17 protein-coding genes are annotated in these 19,754 nt (G+C 49.1%); 12 read left to right on the top strand and 5 right to left on the bottom strand.

Annotation, left to right across the window (positions count from 1 at the left end):
* Positions 1–97: 97 nt before the first annotated feature.
* Positions 98–1,000: a DMT family transporter gene (locus K300_RS0106875; RefSeq protein WP_022850932.1), complete on the top strand. Its 903-nt coding sequence runs from the start codon at positions 98–100 to the stop codon at positions 998–1,000.
* Here K300_RS0106875 and modC read toward each other — a convergent pair.
* From modC to modA, 3 genes are read right to left on the bottom strand one after another with little or no spacing between them, the layout of a single operon-like run.
* A complete protein-coding gene (modC, locus tag K300_RS0106870) occupies positions 997–2,061 on the bottom strand; it encodes a molybdenum ABC transporter ATP-binding protein (RefSeq protein WP_022850931.1) in 1,065 nt (354 codons plus the stop codon). The genes K300_RS0106875 and modC overlap by 4 nt on opposite strands.
* Positions 2,054–2,755, bottom strand: coding sequence for a molybdate ABC transporter permease subunit (modB, locus tag K300_RS0106865; RefSeq protein WP_022850930.1), 702 nt, complete (start codon positions 2,753–2,755; stop codon positions 2,054–2,056). The genes modC and modB overlap by 8 nt, the downstream gene beginning before the upstream one ends.
* Positions 2,755–3,498, bottom strand: coding sequence for a molybdate ABC transporter substrate-binding protein (gene modA, locus K300_RS0106860; RefSeq protein ID WP_022850929.1), 744 nt, complete (start codon positions 3,496–3,498; stop codon positions 2,755–2,757). Before modA ends, modB begins: the two co-directional genes overlap by 1 nt.
* A 166-nt stretch (positions 3,499–3,664) precedes the next feature.
* Between modA and K300_RS0106855 the strand changes: the two genes are divergently transcribed.
* The 6 genes from K300_RS0106855 (at position 3,665) to K300_RS0106830 (ending at position 14,119) form a co-directional block, all read left to right on the top strand.
* Positions 3,665–5,341: a glutamine--tRNA ligase/YqeY domain fusion protein gene (locus K300_RS0106855; protein ID WP_022850928.1), complete on the top strand. Its 1,677-nt coding sequence runs from the start codon at positions 3,665–3,667 to the stop codon at positions 5,339–5,341.
* Positions 5,342–5,390: 49 nt separating this feature from the next.
* Positions 5,391–6,572 carry a class I SAM-dependent rRNA methyltransferase gene (locus K300_RS0106850; protein WP_022850927.1) on the top strand — a complete coding sequence of 394 codons (1,182 nt, stop codon included), beginning with the start codon at positions 5,391–5,393 and terminating at the stop codon, positions 6,570–6,572.
* 103 nt (positions 6,573–6,675) lie between these two features.
* A complete protein-coding gene (locus K300_RS0106845; RefSeq protein ID WP_162139864.1) occupies positions 6,676–9,069 on the top strand; it encodes a PAS domain-containing sensor histidine kinase in 2,394 nt (797 codons plus the stop codon).
* 39 nt (positions 9,070–9,108) lie between these two features.
* The gene (locus tag K300_RS0106840; protein WP_022850925.1) at positions 9,109–10,479 is read left to right on the top strand and encodes a sigma-54-dependent transcriptional regulator; all 1,371 of its coding nucleotides are present in this window, start codon (positions 9,109–9,111) and stop codon (positions 10,477–10,479) included.
* Positions 10,480–10,844: 365 nt separating this feature from the next.
* Positions 10,845–12,578: an SLC13 family permease gene (locus K300_RS0106835; RefSeq protein WP_022850924.1), complete on the top strand. Its 1,734-nt coding sequence runs from the start codon at positions 10,845–10,847 to the stop codon at positions 12,576–12,578.
* Positions 12,579–13,864: 1,286 nt separating this feature from the next.
* Positions 13,865–14,119 (top strand): hypothetical protein, encoded by a 255-nt coding sequence (locus K300_RS0106830; protein WP_022850923.1) that lies wholly within the window; start codon positions 13,865–13,867, stop codon positions 14,117–14,119.
* Positions 14,120–14,600: 481 nt separating this feature from the next.
* Here K300_RS0106830 and K300_RS0106825 read toward each other — a convergent pair whose 3' ends face one another.
* On the bottom strand, positions 14,601–15,050 hold the full coding sequence (locus K300_RS0106825) for a DMT family transporter (RefSeq protein WP_022850922.1): 450 nt from the start codon (positions 15,048–15,050) through the stop codon (positions 14,601–14,603).
* A 198-nt stretch (positions 15,051–15,248) separates the two neighbouring features.
* On the opposite strand from K300_RS0106825, the gene K300_RS0106820 reads away from it, so the two are divergent.
* The 5 genes from K300_RS0106820 (at position 15,249) to K300_RS0106800 (ending at position 18,969) form a co-directional block, all read left to right on the top strand.
* Positions 15,249–15,935, top strand: coding sequence for a class I SAM-dependent methyltransferase (locus tag K300_RS0106820; RefSeq protein ID WP_022850921.1), 687 nt, complete (start codon positions 15,249–15,251; stop codon positions 15,933–15,935).
* Positions 15,936–15,998: 63 nt separating this feature from the next.
* On the top strand, positions 15,999–16,718 hold the full coding sequence (locus K300_RS0106815) for an SIMPL domain-containing protein (protein ID WP_022850920.1): 720 nt from the start codon (positions 15,999–16,001) through the stop codon (positions 16,716–16,718).
* Positions 16,711–17,142 carry a GIY-YIG nuclease family protein gene (locus K300_RS14880; RefSeq protein ID WP_022850919.1) on the top strand — a complete coding sequence of 144 codons (432 nt, stop codon included), beginning with the start codon at positions 16,711–16,713 and terminating at the stop codon, positions 17,140–17,142. The genes K300_RS0106815 and K300_RS14880 overlap by 8 nt, the downstream gene beginning before the upstream one ends.
* A 170-nt stretch (positions 17,143–17,312) precedes the next feature.
* Positions 17,313–17,570 carry an SH3 domain-containing protein gene (locus K300_RS0106805; protein ID WP_155827575.1) on the top strand — a complete coding sequence of 86 codons (258 nt, stop codon included), beginning with the start codon at positions 17,313–17,315 and terminating at the stop codon, positions 17,568–17,570.
* Between the two features lie 205 nt (positions 17,571–17,775).
* Positions 17,776–18,969, top strand: a complete 1,194-nt coding sequence (locus K300_RS0106800; RefSeq protein ID WP_026836343.1) for a multidrug effflux MFS transporter — start codon at positions 17,776–17,778, stop codon at positions 18,967–18,969.
* Here the strand turns inward: K300_RS0106800 and K300_RS0106795 are convergent.
* Positions 18,966–19,754 (bottom strand): radical SAM protein, encoded by a 789-nt coding sequence (locus K300_RS0106795; protein ID WP_022850916.1) that lies wholly within the window; start codon positions 19,752–19,754, stop codon positions 18,966–18,968. The genes K300_RS0106800 and K300_RS0106795 overlap by 4 nt on opposite strands.

Here is a 19,754-nt window from a genome sequence, read left to right as displayed (position 1 = left end):
TATTGAAAGATGTGGCAAGTATTTTAAAATAATTATTGTACATCTGTTAATTATTATAATGTTATTATGGCTTTTTTAGGTTGAAGCGGGGTTTATTTTGGAAAACGAAAGGGTTTCACCGGTTACTGTATTTCTGGTCATGGGCTCGGGTGTGCTCGCCATATCCTTCGGCTCTATACTTATAAAGCTTGCCCACGATGTTCCGCCGGTTATGATCGCCGCCTACCGGCTCGTTTTTTCGTCCATAATCCTAATCGGCATAATGCGTGTGAAAAGCCTCCCCTTTGAAAGGATGAATGGAAGGGAGTGGCTTGGTTGTCTTTTCAGTGGTATCTTTCTGGCACTGCACTTTATTACGTGGATAACATCCCTCAGCTACACATCAGTTGCCAGCAGTGTAGTTCTTGTAACCATGAACCCCATCTTTGTCGGGCTTATCTCTTATATTGTCCTCAAGGAACGCCAGAGTATAGCTCTGGTGGCAGGGATAATCCTTTCGGTTACAGGCAGCATCGTCCTCGCCCTCAGCGACAGCGGGCTGGAGGGGTTGCAGATAACCGATTCAACTGCGCTTCTGGGGGATATGCTTGCATTGACGGGTGCGCTCATGGCGAGCCTGTATCTGATTATCGGGAGCCGGATACGTGAGCGTATTAGCCTTATGACTTATATAACCGCTGTGTACACTATAAGCGCAGTGGTACTCGTGGTGACATCCCTTTTCATAGGGCTTTCCTTCACAGGCTACCGCCCAGAATCTTATATGTATATGTTTCTGCTTGCGGTTCTCCCCCAGCTCATCGGGCACACATCCTTCAACTGGGGGCTGAAGTATCTCAAATCGAGCATGGTAGCGGTTATAACCCTGGGCGAGCCTGTGGGGGCATCGGTTCTGGCATATTTTATCCTTGGCGAGAAGGTTTCCATCGGTCAGGGTATAGGCATTGCGCTCATCTTCGCCGCAATCGTCACTGCATCAAGGAGCGGAGGTAAAACCTAGCCGGAAACAGGTACGGAAAGCCTCGACAGGGCTATGGTCTTGAGGATTGCGTATATCTCCATATTATTTTCGATCCCAAGCTCGGATACCGCCTGTCTGGTTATAGTGGCGTAGAAGTTGATTCCGGCGTCAAGCTCAAGGGATACAGCCCCGTCAGCCGTTTCGTCCATTCCGATTACACGGCATTTCAGTATATTCCTCGCACTCAAGCCCTCCGGTTTTTTCACAGCAACGGTTATGTCGTCCGAATGCAGAGCCGCCCGCATGGGTGTTCCTGCAGTATATTTCGATGAGGGGAGCTTCAATCTGCCATTTTCTATGAGTACACGGCTACCCTCGTAGGCCTCACCCCTTATTACGGAGATCCGCCCCTGCAGGCCGAGAAACTCCATATTCTCCGGTCTGCTCACAACCTCCTCAACGCTCCCTGAATCGATACAGCTACCTCTGGACATGAGCACAACGTTGTCGCATATGCGCAGAAGCTCATCACGGGAATGGGTCACATATATAACGGGGATGCGGAAGCGGTCCACCATTCGGGTTATGAAGGGGATAAGCTCCTGCTTGCGGGCGTTGTCTAGTGCGGAGAGGGGTTCATCCATCAGCAGAAAATCAGGTGATGAGAGCAGGGCACGTCCTATGGCCACCCTCTGCTTTTCCCCGCCGGAGAGCTTATGGGGGCGTCTGTGCAGGAGGTCATCGATACCGAGAAGGCCGACTATCTCATCGAAATATGAGGAGTCGCTACCCTTTCCCATGCCGTATCGAAGGTTGCGCTCAACGGTGAAATGGGGGAAGAGCCTTCCGTCCTGAAAGATGTAGCCCGCATTCCTGCGCCTCGGGGGGATGTTTACTCCACTGCCGCTGTCATAGAGCGTTCTGTTGTTTATGGCAATACGGCCGTTGTCCGGCTCTGTGAGTCCTGCGGCCATGTTGATTATGCTGGTTTTTCCAGAGCCCGATTTGCCGAAGAGGGCGGTTACCATCCCTTCTCCGCCTGAGAAGGTGGCATCCAGCTTGAAATCGGGGTAGGTCTTTACTGCGCTGAACTCAAGCATGCTCCCCCCTCAGCCTTCTGGCGGTTCTGCGTGAGAGAAGTTCGGAGAGGGCTATGGCGGCAACGGCTATAATGATCGATATAATGCAGAGCCTCATGGCGGCGAATTCAGTCCCCGGCGTCTGAGTGAGGGTATAGAGTGCGACGGGGAGTGTTCTGGTTTCCCCGGGGATATTGGAAACGAAGGTGATCGTTGCTCCGAACTCCCCGAGGCTTCTTGCAAATGCAAGCACCACGCCGGTTATGATTCCGGGTACGGAGAGGGGGAGCGTTATGGTCATAAACACCCGCAGTGGTGATGCACCGAGGGTTCTTGATGCATCCTCAAGCCCCTTGTCCACAAGCTCTATGGAGAGGCGGACACTTCGAACCAGCAGGGGGAACGACATAACGAGAGCGGCCAGCACCGCCCCCTTCCATGTAAAGGCGATACCCGATCCGAAAACGGCATGGAGGAGCTTTCCGCCGGGTGCGTTGTCGTTGAAAAGTATAAGGAGTGTGTAGCCCGTTACCACCGGAGGGATAACGAGGGGTACGTGGATGAGCCCATCGAGGATGAGCTTGCCCGGGAAATCGAAGCGGGCGAGTATGTATGCGGCGGCTATGCCGGGCAGAAGCCCTGCGGCCACCGACCATAATGATACATGGAGACTCAGCAGTATGGCCTCCTGCTCAACCGGGCTCAGCTCAAACATTACTCAGCCCCGGAAAATCCGTACTTTTTAAATATATCTCCAGCCGTATCAGAGCTGAGAAACCTGTGGAAGTCATAGACTGTTTCGCTCCCCTTGCCTTTAACCACGGCAACAGGATAGCGTATTTTTCCGTGGAGATCCTCATTAAAAAGCCCGACGGTCTTAACGTATTTCGACAGTGCCGCATCGCTGGAATAAACGATACCGAAAGTTGCGGCGTTCTTCTCCACCATGGCGAGGGCTGCTCTTACCGTTTGAAGCCCTGCGGTTTGCCCCTCAAAGCTTTCCCACAAGCCGAGGGACTCGAGGGTCTTTCTTGCATATATGCCAGCGGGGGAATGGGAGGGGTCCGCCATGACGATGCGTCCACCCCCTATAAGGTTTCTGACGGTCTCTGCATCGAGGCTTTTTGCTGATACATCCGCAGAGGAGGGAGCAATGAGCGCAAGCCTGTTTGCAAGGAGCGGTGAGGAGTTCTCTATCCGTCCCTTATCATCCAGCCATTTCATCCATTTTGCGTTGGCGGATAGGAATATATCCGCTGGCGCGCCCTTGTCTATCTGTTTGGCGAGTGTGCCGGAGGAGGCGTAGGAAGCGGTGACCCTCTTCCCCGTATCCTTTTCATATATGGCTATTATCTCGTTCATGGCGTTGGTTGTGGAGGCGGCGGCGAAAATAGTTGCATCGGCGGCAAAGGTGGTGGCTGCCATGAGAAAAACGGCTATAACGCTTAGTATCCTCATCTTTTCATCTCCTGTGTTGTCGTTATGTAGTGAAGTATATAGCGATATGGGGGATTGTCAATCAAAATCGGGCGTGGTGTTTTAAAAGGGGGTACTGAAGCACGTTGCAATCTTCTGTTTAATCAAGTATTATCGCAGTTTAATCAAACTAAGAGAAAGGTGCAGGATGTCATCAGAGGAAACAGTAAAAAGCTCTAATTTCATCAAGAAGATAATAGATAAGGACAACGAGGACGGCCTATATTCTAACAAGGTACACACCCGTTTCCCCCCCGAGCCTAACGGGTATCTCCATATAGGTCATGCGAAGTCGATTTGCCTCAACTTCGGTCTGGCCGAGGAATACCGCGGTAAATGCAATCTCCGTTTCGATGACACAAACCCGCTCAAGGAGAGTGTGGAATACGTTGAGTCGATCAAGAAGGATGTTAGCTGGCTCGGCTACGACTGGGGGGAGAAGGCTTTCTTCGCCTCGGACTACTTCCCCAAATTCTATGAATACGCCGTACAGCTCGTTAAGCAGGGTGATGCCTACGTCTGCGATCTGAACGGCGAGCAGATTAGGGAATACAGGGGAACCCTCAAGGAACCCGGCAGGGAGAGCCCATACAGGGACAGGAGTGTGGAGGAGAACCTCGAACTTCTGGAAAGGATGCGCAAAGGTGAGTTCGGCACGGGTGAGAAGGTCCTCAGGGCTAAGATCGACATGGCCTCGCCGAACCTCAACATGCGTGACCCCGTCATCTACCGCATCGCCCATGCGAAGCACCACCGTACAGAGAATGAGTGGTGTATCTATCCTATGTACGACTTCGCCCACGGTCTGGAGGACTCCATCGAGGGGGTTACCCACTCCATATGCACCCTTGAGTTCGAGGACCACCGCCCCCTTTACGACTGGTTCCTCGATAAGCTCGGCGTGTTCCATCCGAGGCAGATAGAGTTCGCAAGGCTTAACCTTACCTACACCGTCCTCAGCAAGCGCAAGCTTATTAAGCTTGTGGAGGAGAGGTTCGTCAGCGGCTGGGATGACCCCCGCATGCCCACCATTGCAGGGCTCAAGAGGAGGGGGTTCACACCCGAATCGATCCGCAGTTTTGCCGATATGATAGGAGTTTCAAAGAGCAACAGCACCGTGGATTTTGCCCAGCTCGAATACGCCCTGCGTGAGGATCTGAACAAGCGTGCCCAGCGTGTGATGGTGGTGCAGGATCCCGTTAAGCTGATAATCACCGATTACCCCGAGGGCAAGGTGGAGTGGCTCACAGCAGAGAACAACCCCGAAAACGAGGAGGACGGCTCCAGAGAGATCCCCTTCTCCAGAGAGGTGTACATAGAGCGTGACGACTTCATGGAGGACCCGCCAAGGAAGTATTTCCGACTCGCCCCCGGCAAGGAGATGCGCCTCAAACACGCCTATTACGTTAAATGCGTTGACTATAAGAAGGACGCAAACGGCAATATCACCGAGATACACTGCACCCACGACCCCGCCAGCCGTGGCGGATGGACCGATGACGGACGCAAGGTTAAGGGGACTGCCCATTGGGTTAGTGCTCCCCACGCCGTTGATGCGGAGCTGAGGCTCTATGACCACCTCTTCACCAAAGAGAACCCTAACGAAACAGAGGAGGAGGGGGACTTCACCGACAATATAAACCCCGATTCCCTTACGGTTCTGAAGAACTGCAAGGCGGAACCTTCGCTTGCCGATGTTAAACCGTATCTGAACTATCAGTTTCTGCGCAAAGGCTACTACACCTCCGACCCGGACTCAGAACCGGGCAAACCCGTATTCAACCGGACCGTATCGCTCAAGGACAGCTGGGCGAAGAAGAAATAACACAGCGGGCCGGCATTACGCCGGTCCTTTTGTTTTAAAGGATAATCATATGTTTAACGAAAATATCTCAATGCAGTTAACACCTGCGGCTGTGCGGAATGTCCGTGCGGGGCATCCGTGGGTTTTTGACAACGCAGTTACCAAACAGAACAAGGATGGCGAAGCGGGATGCCTCGCCGTAATGCACGATAAGAACCGTAAGTTCGTGGGGCTCGGCCTATACGACCCCCATTCCCCCATACGTGTGCGTGTGCTCCATAGAGGTAAGCCCAGAAACCTTGATATGGAATGGTTCAAGGACCGTTTCGAGGGGGCATTCAGCCGTCGTGAAACCCTGATGGGGGATAGGCTCACAAACGGCTACCGCCTTGTCCACGGGGAGAATGACGCCCTGCCCGGTATAGTCCTCGACCGCTTCGGCGATACCTTCACACTCAAGCTCGACACCGCCGGATGGCTCCCCCATCTCGACGCTATAATTGAGATAATAACCGAAACGCTCACACCCGAACGTATCGTTCTGCGGATGAGCAGGAACGTGGCGGAGCATACGGATATTCCGGACGGAAGTGTTTACGGCGAACCCCTTGACGGGCCCGTTCTCTTCCTCGAAAACGGTATAACCTTCGAGGCGGACCCCGTTAAGGGTCAGAAGACAGGGTTCTTCCTAGACCAGCGTGAGAACCGCAAATACGTGGAGAAACTCGCCCAGGGAAAGGATGTTCTGAACGTTTTTGCATATAACGGCGGCTTCTCCCTCTATGCCATAAGAGGCGGGGCGAAGCGTGCCATAAGTCTAGATATCAGCGAACCAGCCCTCGAAGCAGCCAAAAGGAACTTCAAGCTGAACCCCGATATCCCCGCCAAAAACCATGAAACCGTCTGCGCCGATGCCTTCGATTATCTCGCATCGGACAAACAGCGCTACGGCATGGTCGTGCTCGATCCTCCGTCCTTTGCCCAGAAAAAGGATGATGTGGAAGGGGCGATCAAGGCATACGACAGACTTATACAGCTAGGCGCCCACTCGGTTAAGCCCGGAGGTATACTCGTCTGCGCCTCCTGTTCATCACGTGTGGATGAGGAAACCTTCTTCGAAACAGCCTTCAAGGCGGTTAAGAAGACGGGGCGGACCTTCAGCGAGATAGACAGAACGTTTCACTCCAAAGACCACCCGATAGGTTTTAGAGAAGGTGCGTACCTGAAATGTCTGTACCTCACCATCACTTAGGCTACACATTTTAGTTATAAGGTATTATATTCCCTGAATGCAGAAACTGAACCTACATAAAAAGGTCCTTTTTTCATTCCTTCTGCTGGCGCTTTTCCCTCTGATGATACTGGCGGTTTATGCCTATCACAATCTTCAGCAGGTGGAGGATCAGCTCAGGGAGGATGCCTCCCGTGCCTTTGATAAACAGGCGGCGGAGGCTTTGCGGCTCCGTGCCGAGCTTGTGGCATCGGAGGTCTCCCAGTTTCTTAAAAAAGTGGAAGATGATCTTGAAACCCTTGCCCTCCTCGAGCCGGAACAGTCCAAATACATTTCCTTTGCCGAGAAGCACAGCGGAAGCATCTGGTATGTTAAGAACGGGCGTGAGTTTAAGGAGAGGATACCCCTCTACAGCGAAACCGCCTTCATAAAACCGGACGGCGAGGAGGCGATACGCCTTGTGGGGAGCCGGCCTGCCCCTGTGCTTAGAAACGTTTCGGATCCGAATAATACCACATACAGAAATGAGGATTACTTCAACAGAGCCGTTGAGCTTGGTGGAGATGTATATACCAGCAGGCTTGCCGGTCTTTACGTCAGCCGTGAACAGGTTGAGCGGGGGCATGCATATAGAGGCGTGATCCGCTTTGCCAAGGCTGTGCTTGATGGTGAGGATAAGATAAAGGGGGTCGCCGTTTTGTCCGTCGATCATCGCCACCTCATGGAGTTTACCCAGCATATAACCCCCGCCAGTGAAAACTATGTTGCAGAGCCCAGCTACGAAAGCGGAAACTACGCCTTCATGTTCGATGATGAGGGTTGGATTATAACCCACCCCAAGCCTTGGGATATCCGTGGCTATGACGCCTCGGGCAGGCTTGTTCCTCCATACAGCGAAGACACACCCCCCGAATACGTCTCTAAGGGGATAATCCCCTACAACCTTTTCCACGCTGAGTTTATCCACAAAAACTATCCCGTTGTGGCAGATGCTGTTTTGGACGGGTACTCCGGTATAGTTGATGTCACCAATGTGGGCGGCTCTAAGAAGATAATGGCCTATGCGCCGATAAAGTATGAGACAGGTGTGTATGAAGATTCCGGCTACTTCGGCGGGATAACCATCGGTGCAGAGGTTCGCTACTTCCACCAGCCCGCCCAGATGATATCCGATGTTATCGGGGATGAGGTGAAGAATTTCTTCAAAAGCTCCTTTATTATTATGCTTATAACCGCTGGTATCGTTCTTGTAGCTGCCTATCGTATTTCCTTCAGCATCACCAATCCCCTGCAGAGGCTCACAGCGGGCACCAGACGCATGGCCGAAGGGGATTTGGATACCTTTGTTGATGTGCAGAGCGGTGATGAGGTAGGATTGCTGGCCGAATCATTCAACGATATGGCAAAGGAGCTCGAGCAGAGGAACGCCAGACTCCATGAGTCGCTGGCAGAGCTTAGGCTGTCCCGTGAGGAAATAATCGTTGAGCGTAACTTTAAAACCACCGTATTCGAGAATATTGAAACAGGTGTCGCTGCTCTTTCCTCTGATAACAGGATCACCTACATTAATGCACCCGCAAGGGAGTATTTCGGCATAGGAGAGGGGGACTGCATCGAGCTTGTTTCAGAAAACTATCCCGAACTGGGGCTTGCCGTTGCCGAAGGGCTAACTGTAAGTGCCTCAGCAAGATGGAGCAGGTATGTGGACTTCGAGAAAGGGGGAGTTCCTGCGACCTACCGTGTGGCATTTCTCCCCATGAAGAGCAGGGAGGAGCGGATTATCACTGTGGAGGATCTCACCGAAAGGGTGAGCATGCGCCGGCAGATGGAGCGTATGGAGAGGCTCTCCTCCATGGGCAGACTCTCCGCCGGGCTCGCCCATGAGATACGCAACCCGCTCACAGGGGTCAGCATTATGCTGGACAGTCTGCACGACAGGCTAATAAAGAACCCGGACGACCAAAAGCTTATCCAACGTTCACTTCAGGAGATCGAACGACTGGAGGGGCTGGTGAACGAACTGCTGAACTTCACCACCGCCTCCTCCTCTGAGATGCGCCTGAACGGGATAGACTGCTTTCTGAATGACACCCTTTTCTTCGTGAGCAAGCAGTGTGAGAAATCCGGAATCGAGCTTTATACCGATCTCCCCGAGGCTTCACCGAAGTTTATGATGGATTGCGTCCGCCTTAAGCAGGCATTTCTGAACCTTTTTACCAACGCCATGGAGGCGATGCCCCAGGGTGGGCGACTGGTCGTTAAAGTGAGGGATAACGGCTATAACCTGAGCATATCCATCTCCGATACAGGTTGCGGCATACCGGCGGACAGAATACCTTTCATTTTCGAACCCTTCTATACCAGTAAAGGGGAGGGGACCGGACTGGGACTTGCCATCACCCATAACATAATCCTTGAGCACGGCGGCAGGATCGATGTCAAAAGCAAGGCCGGAGAGGGTAGTGAGTTCACTATCAGCTTCCCATTGAAGGAAGGTGGCGAAAATCCACCACTTTGATGTTGTGTTATTCTACCCCATGCACTATGATCCGAACCCATGGAACGTATACTGATCGTAGATGATGAAGCCTTCATCAGAGAAAACCTTGAAAATGTATTGAGAAACGACGGCTATCACCCCATTTCGGCTGAGAACGGGCGTGAGGCTGTGGATATAGTTGTGGAGGAGGAGATAGATCTTGTTCTCCTCGACCTAAACCTTGCCGATGAAAGCGGGCTGGATGTGCTTCGCTCTCTCCGTGACATAGACCCGGATCTCCTCGTCATCATAATAACAGGATACGGCACAGTGGAATCCGCCGTTGAAGCTCTGAAACTGGGTGCATACGACTATATTAAAAAGCCGTTTAAGGCGGATGCGATCCATCTTATCGTTCGGCTGGCTCTGGAGACACAGCATCTTAAGCGTGAGGTGCGAAACCTCAAGAGAGTGGGGGAGCACCACGGATTCAATGAGATTGTTGGCTCAAGCCCCCAACTGGCCGAAGTATTCCGACAGATCGAAGAGGTTGCAAAGCACGAGAATGCAACGGTTCTGCTCACAGGTGAGAGCGGTACCGGCAAGGAACTGGCCGCAAGAGCTGTGCACAATCTTTCACCCAGAAGCTCTAAGCCTTTCGTGGAAATAAACTGCGGTTCACTCCCCGATACACTTCTGGATTCCGAACTTTTCGGACACGAGAAAGGGGCCTTCACCGATGCCAAAACACGTAAAGCTGGCCTTATGGAAGAGGCAAACGGGGGGACTGTGTTCCTTGATGAGATAGGGGAAATGGATGTAAACCTGCAGGTGAAGCTCCTGCGGGTTCTTGAAAGCAGAAAGATACGCCGTCTCGGTGGAACGAAGAATATCGATATCGATGTGCGGATAGTTGCCGCAACGAATAAAGACCTGAGAAAAGCCATTGAAGATAAAGACTTCCGAGAGGATCTGTACTATAGGTTGAACGTGTTTCCCATCCATCTCCCACCTTTGCGTGAAAGGAGGGGGGATATTCCCCATCTGCTCGAGTTTTTTATAAAACGCTACAGCTCCGAGTTCAACAAGGAAATAAAAGATGTATCCAAGGAAGCACTTAGCCATTTTATGAACTACGATTGGCCCGGCAATGTGCGTGAGTTGAAGAATCTGGTGGAAAGGATATGCATAATGTACAGTTCAACGGTGATAGAAGAAAATATGCTTCCCAGAGAGATACTTACAGAGCAGTCCGAAACAACATTCTCTTTTAATATCCCCCCCGAGGGGATAAATCTTGAAGAGGTTGTCTCTGGAGCTGAGAGGGATATAATCGCAAAAGCCCTTGATATGACAGATGGAAACGTTGCCCAGACATCCCGTCTTCTCAATGTAGCCCGGGGAACACTCAGATATAAGATCGAGAAATTCGGTCTCTCCTCCCAATAAAACCCGTCTGATATTTTATATTAACTAAAATTCACCACTACATGCAATGATGAGGCGAATATTCGCCAGCTTGCAAAGGCCCCGTCTGGCGGTGATTGATGCTCAATGTTTTGAGTATTGACTATTAGCAGGGGGCGGAATCCCGCCTATCCAACCCTCTTTTTTGTGTGATCAAAATATAACAAAGTTCCTCTGGGGCATAATCTAAAAACATGCCTATCCCTTGCTGTGTGCAGTATACAGAAAACACCCTCTATTGTCCCATTTGGAGGCATTCCACCTCTGGCACAACCATTGCATTAGAATAGAAAACAGTCTTAATAGTTAGTTTTTCTCAATAATATCTATGTATAAGGAGTGTTGTTATGATTGCAGCATTATGGAACCGCCTTTGGGACATGCATCACGAAACAAAGGCACTCGTACTTTTCAAGCCCAAGGCTATGGTAAAGAAGGCCCTCGGCAACAATATGCAGTTCTCCAGAGAGGACGATGTGGATCTTGCGGACGAGATGGAGGATGCTCCCTCGGAACACAGGAATGTGAAAACCTCACCCGGAGGGGTTAATGACGGCGGACCGGAGGAGTACAGCAAGCGTCAGAAGATAGGCCTTTTCCTTGGACCTATCCTTTTTCTTCTCATGCTTGTGGCCCCCACACCCCCCGGAATGGAGCCTGCGGCTCAGAGGATGGCGGCTGTTGCACTGCTTATGGCCACTTGGTGGATGTGTGAATCGATTCCGATCCCTGCAACAAGCCTTCTCCCCCTTACCCTCTTCCCCCTTCTCGGGATTATGCATACGAAAAAGGCGGCAGCACCCTATGCCAGCCACCTGATATTCCTCTTCATGGGCGGCTTCATCATCGCACTCTCAATGCAGAGATGGGACCTCCACAGAAGGATCGCCATGAATATCGTTAAGGCTGTAGGGTTCTCGCCCAGCAGGCTTATCTTCGGCTTCATGGTTGCAGCGGCCTCACTTTCCGCCTTCGTTTCAAACACCGCAACCACGGTTATGATGATGCCCATCGGTCTTGCTATCGTTCACCACGTTGTGGATGAAGGTAAGAAAGAGGGGCTCGATTCACATATCGATTTCTCCCCCGAGCAGTTTGCATTTGGTCTTAACCTTATGCTTGGTATCGCCTATGCGGCGTCCATCGGCGGTGTTGCAACCCTCATCGGTACGCCCCCCAACACAGTGCTTGCGGGATACCTTCAGAAAACCTATGGCTATGAGATAACATTTGCAAACTGGCTTATGGTCGGTGTGCCCCTCGTTGTTGTATTCCTCCCCCTTTGCTGGCTCTGGCTCACAAGGGTAGCAAACCCCATGAAGCTCAAAAAGGTTCCCGGCGGTAAAGAACTTATCAACGATGAGCTCAAGAAGATGGGCACCATGAGCAAAGGAGAGCGCTATACACTTATAGTTTTCGTTATAACAGCACTCGGCTGGATCTTCCGTAAGAAGATAGGCTTTATGTTTCCCGATCCCGGTCTTGTTACGGATGCGGCCATAGCCATGACAGGTGCACTCATCCTCTTCGTGATACCGATCAATATGAAGAAGAGCGAGTTTGTTATGAACTGGCACTGGGCTTCCAAGATGCCCTGGGGCGTTCTTATACTCTTCGGTGGCGGTCTTTCCATGGCGGCTGGTTTCAAAGCAACAAAGCTTGCTAACTGGATCGGCTCACAGGTAGGCCTCCTTGAGAATGCGCCAATCTTTGTGCTTGTCCTTGTTACTGCATTGCTCATTATCTTCCTTACGGAGCTTACGTCAAACACAGCAACATCGGCGATGGTTATGCCAATCCTCTCCGCAGTTGCCATAGGCCTTGGGCAGAACCCTCTTCTTCTCGTTGTTCCTGCGGCTATAGCGGCTTCCTGCGCATTCATGCTCCCCGTTGCAACACCCCCCAACGCAATCGTATTCGGTTCAGGGTATGTAACAATTCCGCAGATGGTTAGAAGCGGTATCGGGCTTAATGTGATTGGAGTTATTATTGCAGTGGCAGTGACATATCTGCTTGTTATACCGGTATTCGGTGTAGAGATAAATGTGCTTCCCGAGTGGGTAGCAGCGGCAACAAAGTAACCCCTTAGTGTTTATGACCCATTTCCCCCGCCCGTCTGACCCCCGGGCGGGGGATTCCACCGGTCTGATTTAATCTATTTAATCTATGGAATTTACCATCCATGGAAATTCCATTGTTGTTCGGGCAAGGAGACCTTGCCCTCTCGCACTTCCGGCTACATAAATTGAATACAATTCAATTTAATTCCGTCTTCAGGGCTTCCATCCATGGAAGCCAGACTAATCTTATCTGGGAAATTCATCATCCTGAGAATTTCTCTGGCTAATTTAATTTATGGAATTTACCATCCATGGAAATTCCATCGTTGTTCGGGCGGGGGAACCCCGCTCTCTCGTACTTCCGGCTTCGTCAGGCCAGCAAAGCTGTTCTTCCTTTCGCCTACAGAGCCAACATCCATGTTGGCTTTATTGGTTTCATCCTCAAGCGTGTGACTAGCATAAGCTTTCATGGATGGGATCATGTTATATATTAACCACTATAATTATCTTTCAAATGGGTTTTTAAGGGGATCCTAAGGGGAAAGCTTTCCCTAAAAATTTCCCCTTAGTCTTATTCTTTACATAATCACATCCGAAATAAGGCACTAATTTATGTGTTTCGTGCTAAAGCACGCCATACTTTTGGCGCAAAAGTATGCAAAACTTTCCCTCAGGGTTTTACATCCCCCATTGTTACTCATTTATTATCATAAATTCGTAAAAGATGGCGGTTCCCTCATTTCACTCATTTTCCACCTGAAGTTTTGCTGATGCTGAGGAGTGTAACCGCATCTCATACATGAAAGTATTCAATATTTAGGATTACCTCATCTGTCACGTGCGGCCAAAACTTCCGGGCGGTTCCAAAAGAGCTCATTCGGCTGTAAAACATTCGGGTAAGCAAAGAAAGGGTTGTGGGCGTAACACTTCAAATATGTAAGTTAAGGTTAGTGGCTAAATAGGTCTGCATGGGGTACGTTGCTTTGCTTGTTCCGGACAAGTGACAGCGCTCGGAATTACGACCTGTGGTACATGTGTTGTGATAATTCTGGATAAAGTGGTGTAGCAACTGATGGTTATGGCTACAAAAAAAGTGATCCGTATCAGTCCGTGTAGGTTAGCTTGAGGGGTAATAGGCGTTCTAGATCCATATTGCAGTAACTGAGGACTGCTTTTGCTAAATGCATGACTGAATGAAAAAATAACTATTTGGAATTATAATATTGATACACAGGGTGCTTGATGTATAATAAATATACGTAATGAATAATATGGTGGCTTGATTTACTATGCCATTGAGGTGGTAGATGGGAAGAAAAACAGAAAGTATTGAAAAATTGTATAGTTTCCTCGTTAGTAAAGAAATCAGTGGAGATAGTTTTTCATTTGCTGAAATATTAGCTGTGACTGATTGGAAAGAGTCTACTCTAAAAACCTATATTAATAAGAACTATTTCTCAAAATATATTGACGTTATCTCAAATGACACTTGTTATGCTAGGAACACTAAAGATATCACTTATGAAGAGTTTGCAGAATCAATGTCACAAGTGAAAAAATAGCCAATACTAACTAAATGGGTTTTTAAGGGGATCTTAAGGGGAAAGTTTTCCCTAAAAATTTCCCCTTAGTCTTAGTATAATCTATGGAATTGTCCATCTATGTAATCTGGGAAATTCATCATCCAATATTATGTATGGAATTTACCATCCATGGAAATTCCATTGTTGTTCGGGCAAGGAAACCTTGCCCTCTCGCACTTCCGACTACATAAATTGAATACAATTCAATTTAGTTTCGCCTTCAGGGCTTCCATTCATGGAAGCCAGTTGTGTATCATCCTCAAATGTGTGATTAGTATAAGCTTTCATGGATGAAAGCTCGCTTGCGTAAGTGAGAAGGAAGCTTCTTTCTTCGAACGGCGGAATAACTTCCATGGACGGGAAATTATTCAAATAGATAAAGGAGTTTTTGAGGGGTTGTTAAGGGGTGGTTTGTTCCAAAAAAGCACCCCTTAAGTCTAAATTTTATCTATGTAATTCATCATCCTTTTTGGACGAAGAAGAGGCCTGCAAACATGAGTGTTATTCCGGCGATACGGCTGAGTGAGATGTGCTGAACGGGCACGCCGAGTATACCGTAGTGGTCAATTATTAGTGAGACAAGGAATTGTCCTGTGAGTGTACCAGCGAGAACGGGTGTTACGCCGATTTTGGGAACGAGTATAATGATAGTTGTAACGAAAATACCGCCCATGAATCCGCCGAGGAAAAGGTATGGTGGAGTTTCTGTTAATCGTTCTATGCCAGGGAACTCGGGTCTCATGATAATCATCAGAATCACCATGAACACCACGCCGCCCATAAATGATATGAATGAAGCTTGAATCGGGTGGCCGAGGTATGTTGTCAGTTTTGAGTTAAGTCCGGCCTGTATGGGGAGTGCTCCACCGGCGATAACAGCAAAAAAAAGCAGAAAAAAATCAGTCTTCATGAAAGCTCCTTATTTATGATTGGTACTTTATTATGATATTAACCTCAATAATAAATATAAACATCTTTACGCTTGAACATTTGCATAGCCTGTAATAAAACTATACACGAATATAAAATGTCTGAGCCTAAGTTGTTGATGAATTTATTCTGACATGTACAGTTAAGTTTGTTTTATTTTCGTTCAAAGGTGGGAAATATGAGTGAATTCTATGAAATGCTATCGAAGTATTATGACAGCATCTTTCCTTTTAGCGATACTACTTTTTCCTTCCTCAGAAAGCATTGTCCGGATGGAGGCTCTGTACTTGATATCGGGTCAGCAACCGGTAGCTATGTGAATGCTTTTAAATCCTATGGTTACGATGCTGTCGGTATTGAGCCGGAGGAGAGCCTTGCTGCAGGCAACGAAAACGTTGTTAAAGGGGATATGAGGGACCTTCCCAAGACTTTCAGGGGACGCTTTAATCTCATTACCTGTATAGGCAATACCCTTGTACACACCCATTCCGCCGGGGAGGCTGCCCTCGCGCTGACTGGATTCTGCCAGTCATTAAAGCCGAACGGTAAATGTGTCGTCCAGATACTAAACTATGCAAGAATATTGGAGGAAGGGGTAACAGAGCTTCCCCCCATTGAAACCGACCAACTCACTTTCCTTAGAAGCTATGAGAGAACAGGGAGATACATAAAGTTCAAAGGGCGTATATGCCTCGGTGATGATGTGCTCGATTCCAATACGTTTCTCTATCCTTTGACCGCCGAAGAGCTTCGCCAAGGTGCGCTCATCGCTGGTTTCAACAGAATTGATTTCTATGGCGATTTTCAGGGTAGCGATTTCAACCGCAGTTCCAGTTTTATGTGTGTTGCTGTTCTCAGTAAGTGATATATACCTTGCCCCGCCATCTTTTTTATGGAAGCATTGGATCCTGATAGAGGAGGTGCGGCCATGGGAAAATCGAGAGTAATTGAAGCATTCGTTTTAGGTCTTTTTATCTGTATGGGTCTTTTCCTCGCCGGAAAGAGCATCTACAAAAGTGCTGAAACCATAAACCAGTCCAAGCGTTTTGTGACAGTTAAGGGTCTTGCGGAGCGTGAGGTTAAGGCGGACAGGGCCATATGGCCGCTCACATTCCGGGATGGTGCTGACGATTTGAACAGGCTCTATATAAGCCTTGAGAAAAAGACGCAGGCGGTGAAGGAGTTCCTTCAATCCAAGGGATTCTCCGATAAAGAGTACGGTGTGTCTGCCCCTGAGATTGTGGATAGAAAAGCCGAAAGATATGGTTCATCAAACAATAACGCCCTTCGTTATCTCGGCTCGGTCACAGTAACAGTCTATTCAACACAGGTGGATTCCGTTGTTAAAGCCATTTCAGACACTTCCGAGCTTGTTCGTAAAGGGGTAGCACTTGATACAGCAGACTACCGTTCCCGTACTGAATTTCTCTTTACAAGGCTTAACGACATCAAGCCCGGCATGATAGAGCAGGCCACTTTGAAGGCGAGGGAGGCGGCGAAGAAGTTTGCCGAGGACTCGGGCAGCAGGCTTGGAAAGATACGCAATGCCAGACAGGGGCAGTTCAGCATATCCCCGCGGGATTCTGGAACACCTTATATCAAGAAGGTCAGGGTGGTTAATACCCTTGAGTACTACCTGGTTGACTGATATCCCTGCTTCGAGCGGGATTTATGCACTTTTTCTGAATGCCGGCAGGGAGTGTTCAATAACTGTCGGCAGGTTCGGTAAAGCGGAGATCCATCCCGGTGATTATGTGTATATCGGAAGCGCCTTCGGGCCCGGCGGCATGCGTAGCAGGATAGGACGTCACAGCAGGGTGAACAAGAAGTGCAGGTGGCATATCGACTATCTCCGCAGGTATATGAGTATGCTTGGGGTTATCTGGTGTGCATCGGCGAGGGAGCAGGAGCATCTATGGGCTGGCAAGGCTCTGTCTTTTGGAGAGGTTGTCCTTAAAGGTCTGGGTTCTTCGGATTGCTCCTGTATTTCACACTTCCTGAGGCTCAATAACATGGACGCACTAGTCTATGACCTGAAAGCCGGGGGAGGGTGTTATATCTCAGTATGCTAAGTACTTGCTGGTTTTAGAGTATACATTTTCATCTCATTAATTGTTATTAATTGTCATTGTCTACTAATAATAAATACCGGCTTTTGTAAAAATATGACCATTTTTTTACACACAGATTGAATTATTATGATTGTCCTGATAATATTTATTTGAGGTGGCACATGTTTGGAATGTTTAAAAAGAAAAAGCAACAAGAAGATAGCAACTCAGCCGGTAATTCCGCTTCCCCTTCCGGGAAGAAGGTTGTTGTAACAGAGCAGACAATATCATACACCGAGCCTAACGTGGGCTCCCCCACTGATGCAGTTCTTTCCAAGGGTGATGTTCTCGCATTCATCAAAGAGGAAGAGGGATGGGTTCAGGGTAAGCTCTCCAATGGAAAGGCTGTCTGGGTTCCTTTCTTTGAGTGTAAAATCACCGACGGCTGACTGAGTTTTTTCTTTCGGCCGTATCCTTTTTGCAGTTAATGTAATATCGACAGTTGAATTGCGTTCTGTCTTGGTTTTTCTCCCTTAATTCAAATATTTTATCTTTACAAAACAATACTGTTGTACCTATCCTGCTGTTCAAGCCCCCGTCATAAGAGGGGCGTTATTGTGAATTACTGAATTATTCGGTGGTGATTAGGTGATTTTGAAAAAAGGATTTCCGAGCGAAAAGGCTTATCTCGTATTTCTTTCGCTAACAGCGGCCACCCCGCCGCTGGCAACGGACATGTATCTCGCATCCGTACCCAGAATAGCAGAATACTGGAGCGTTCCCGTGAGCACGGTGAACCTCTCCCTCGTGCTGTTCTTCCCCGCATTCAGCGTCTGCATGCTCATCTACGGACCCCTTTCGGACCGCATAGGGCGAAGACCCGTACTCCTTGGCGGACTGGCGATGTTTGCCCTGTCAACATTCCTGCTTTCCATAACTGCCAATGTATGGCAGCTTATCGCACTTCGCGTGCTTCAGGGGGCGAGCTCCGCCGCACCATCATCCATGGTTATGGCCATTGCCAGAGATAGATACAGCGGCGAGAAAAGAAAAACCGCCCTTGCGTATCTGGGTGTTATCCTTGCCGTTGTTCCCATGGTTGCTCCTATGACAGGAACACTTGTTCTTAAGTTTGGCAACTGGCGGCATATCTTCATAACGCAGGCAGTACTCGCCTGCATGAGCTTTATTATGAGCCTGAAGTACGAAGAGACCGCAGAGGAACTGACAAAGGGGGGATTCTTTACGGTGGCTGGGAAGTATCTAGGACTGTTTAAGAATAGAGAATATATGCTTACAGCGGTAGTTATGGGCTTTATGCTTAGCCCTTTCTACGGTTTTATAGCGGTTTCGCCCGTGGTCTATATACAGGAGTTCGGCCTTCCCGAGTACATATTCAGTCTCGCCTTCGGTTTCACAGCCTTTTCGGCAATGCAGGGCTCACTTGTGAGCGCAAAGCTCAGCGGGCGTGTGTCTGCAAAGAACGTTATAAGCATAAGCATAGCTTTGTGCGCCTTTGCTGGTTTCGTTATCCTGGTTGCAGGGGGCGTGTCACCGTGGATATTCGCCATATCAATGGGGCTCTTTGCGTTTTCTGCGGGCTTTTCCCGCCCTGTTAGCCAGAGCCTTGTGCTCGAACAAGTGGAGAGAGATATCGGTACAGCGTCCTCATTTATGGTGTTTCTACAGTTTTTTATTGGCGGGTTTGCCATGTGGGGAGTAACCAGGGCCTGGGATTCGCATATAACAGCATATGGAATTCTCGCTTTTACGGCGCCGGTTATTGTCTTTCTTCTATGGCGCAGTGTGATACCTTTGCTTGAGAAGCGGGGAACTATGATAAATTAGTTCCGGCGGACCACGCTGTTGGGGGATTCCTTTGTGAGCGCCTCGATACCATTTTTAGTGCACCATTTAACGAATAAGTTTTCGCATTTCCTGTAGTAGTCAGGGTAGTCCCTTGCGGAGGTAGAGGCTGAATAATTCCATTTGCCGAGAAGGAGGTAGTCCGCAAAGGAGCATGCGTCCAGCAGGCTTATGAATGGTGTGGGGCTTATGAATTCCGGCGGAAGCGGTTCGATGCATATCCAGCTCCTGAAACCTTCGCTGTTCAGTAGCTTTAGTGCCTCCAGTCTTTCCATGTAAGGGGATGCGCCGGGTTCGAACTTTCTGCGGAAGCTCTCATCAAGGCTTGAGAGGCTTATGCCGTACTCATTCTTCGGATGTCCACCCCTGAGCTCTTCTGGAAGGATACCCTTCGTCAGCACTGTCACCGGAATATCCCGTTCGTTCAGTATCTTTATCATACTGAGGCTTATATCGTTGGTCCATGGTGTTGTGTACATGAAGGGGTCTGTGGAGAGGCTCATAAAGACGTTTTCGGGGAGCCTGCGCATTCCGTTAAGCTCCGATTCAAGCTTCTCAAGGGCATTTTCGGCGAGGCTCGGTTCCTTCCACTCGTTCAGTGTTTTTATCATTCCGAATCGTTTTTTCATGGAGAAGCTGTAGCATGGGTATCTGCAGGCGTGTGAGCATCCGCTGTACGGGTTAAGTGCATGCTCAACGAAGTTAACGCCGCTTTTATAAAGGAGTTTGCCCCTTGAATGGGTGGGTATATCTGTTGTGTTAGTCAT

Origin of the sequence: Limisalsivibrio acetivorans (genome assembly GCF_000421105.1) — a bacterium.
Taxonomy (GTDB): Bacteria; Chrysiogenota; Deferribacteres; order Deferribacterales; family Geovibrionaceae; genus Limisalsivibrio; species Limisalsivibrio acetivorans.
This window is presented reverse-complemented; position numbering and strand designations above follow the sequence as displayed.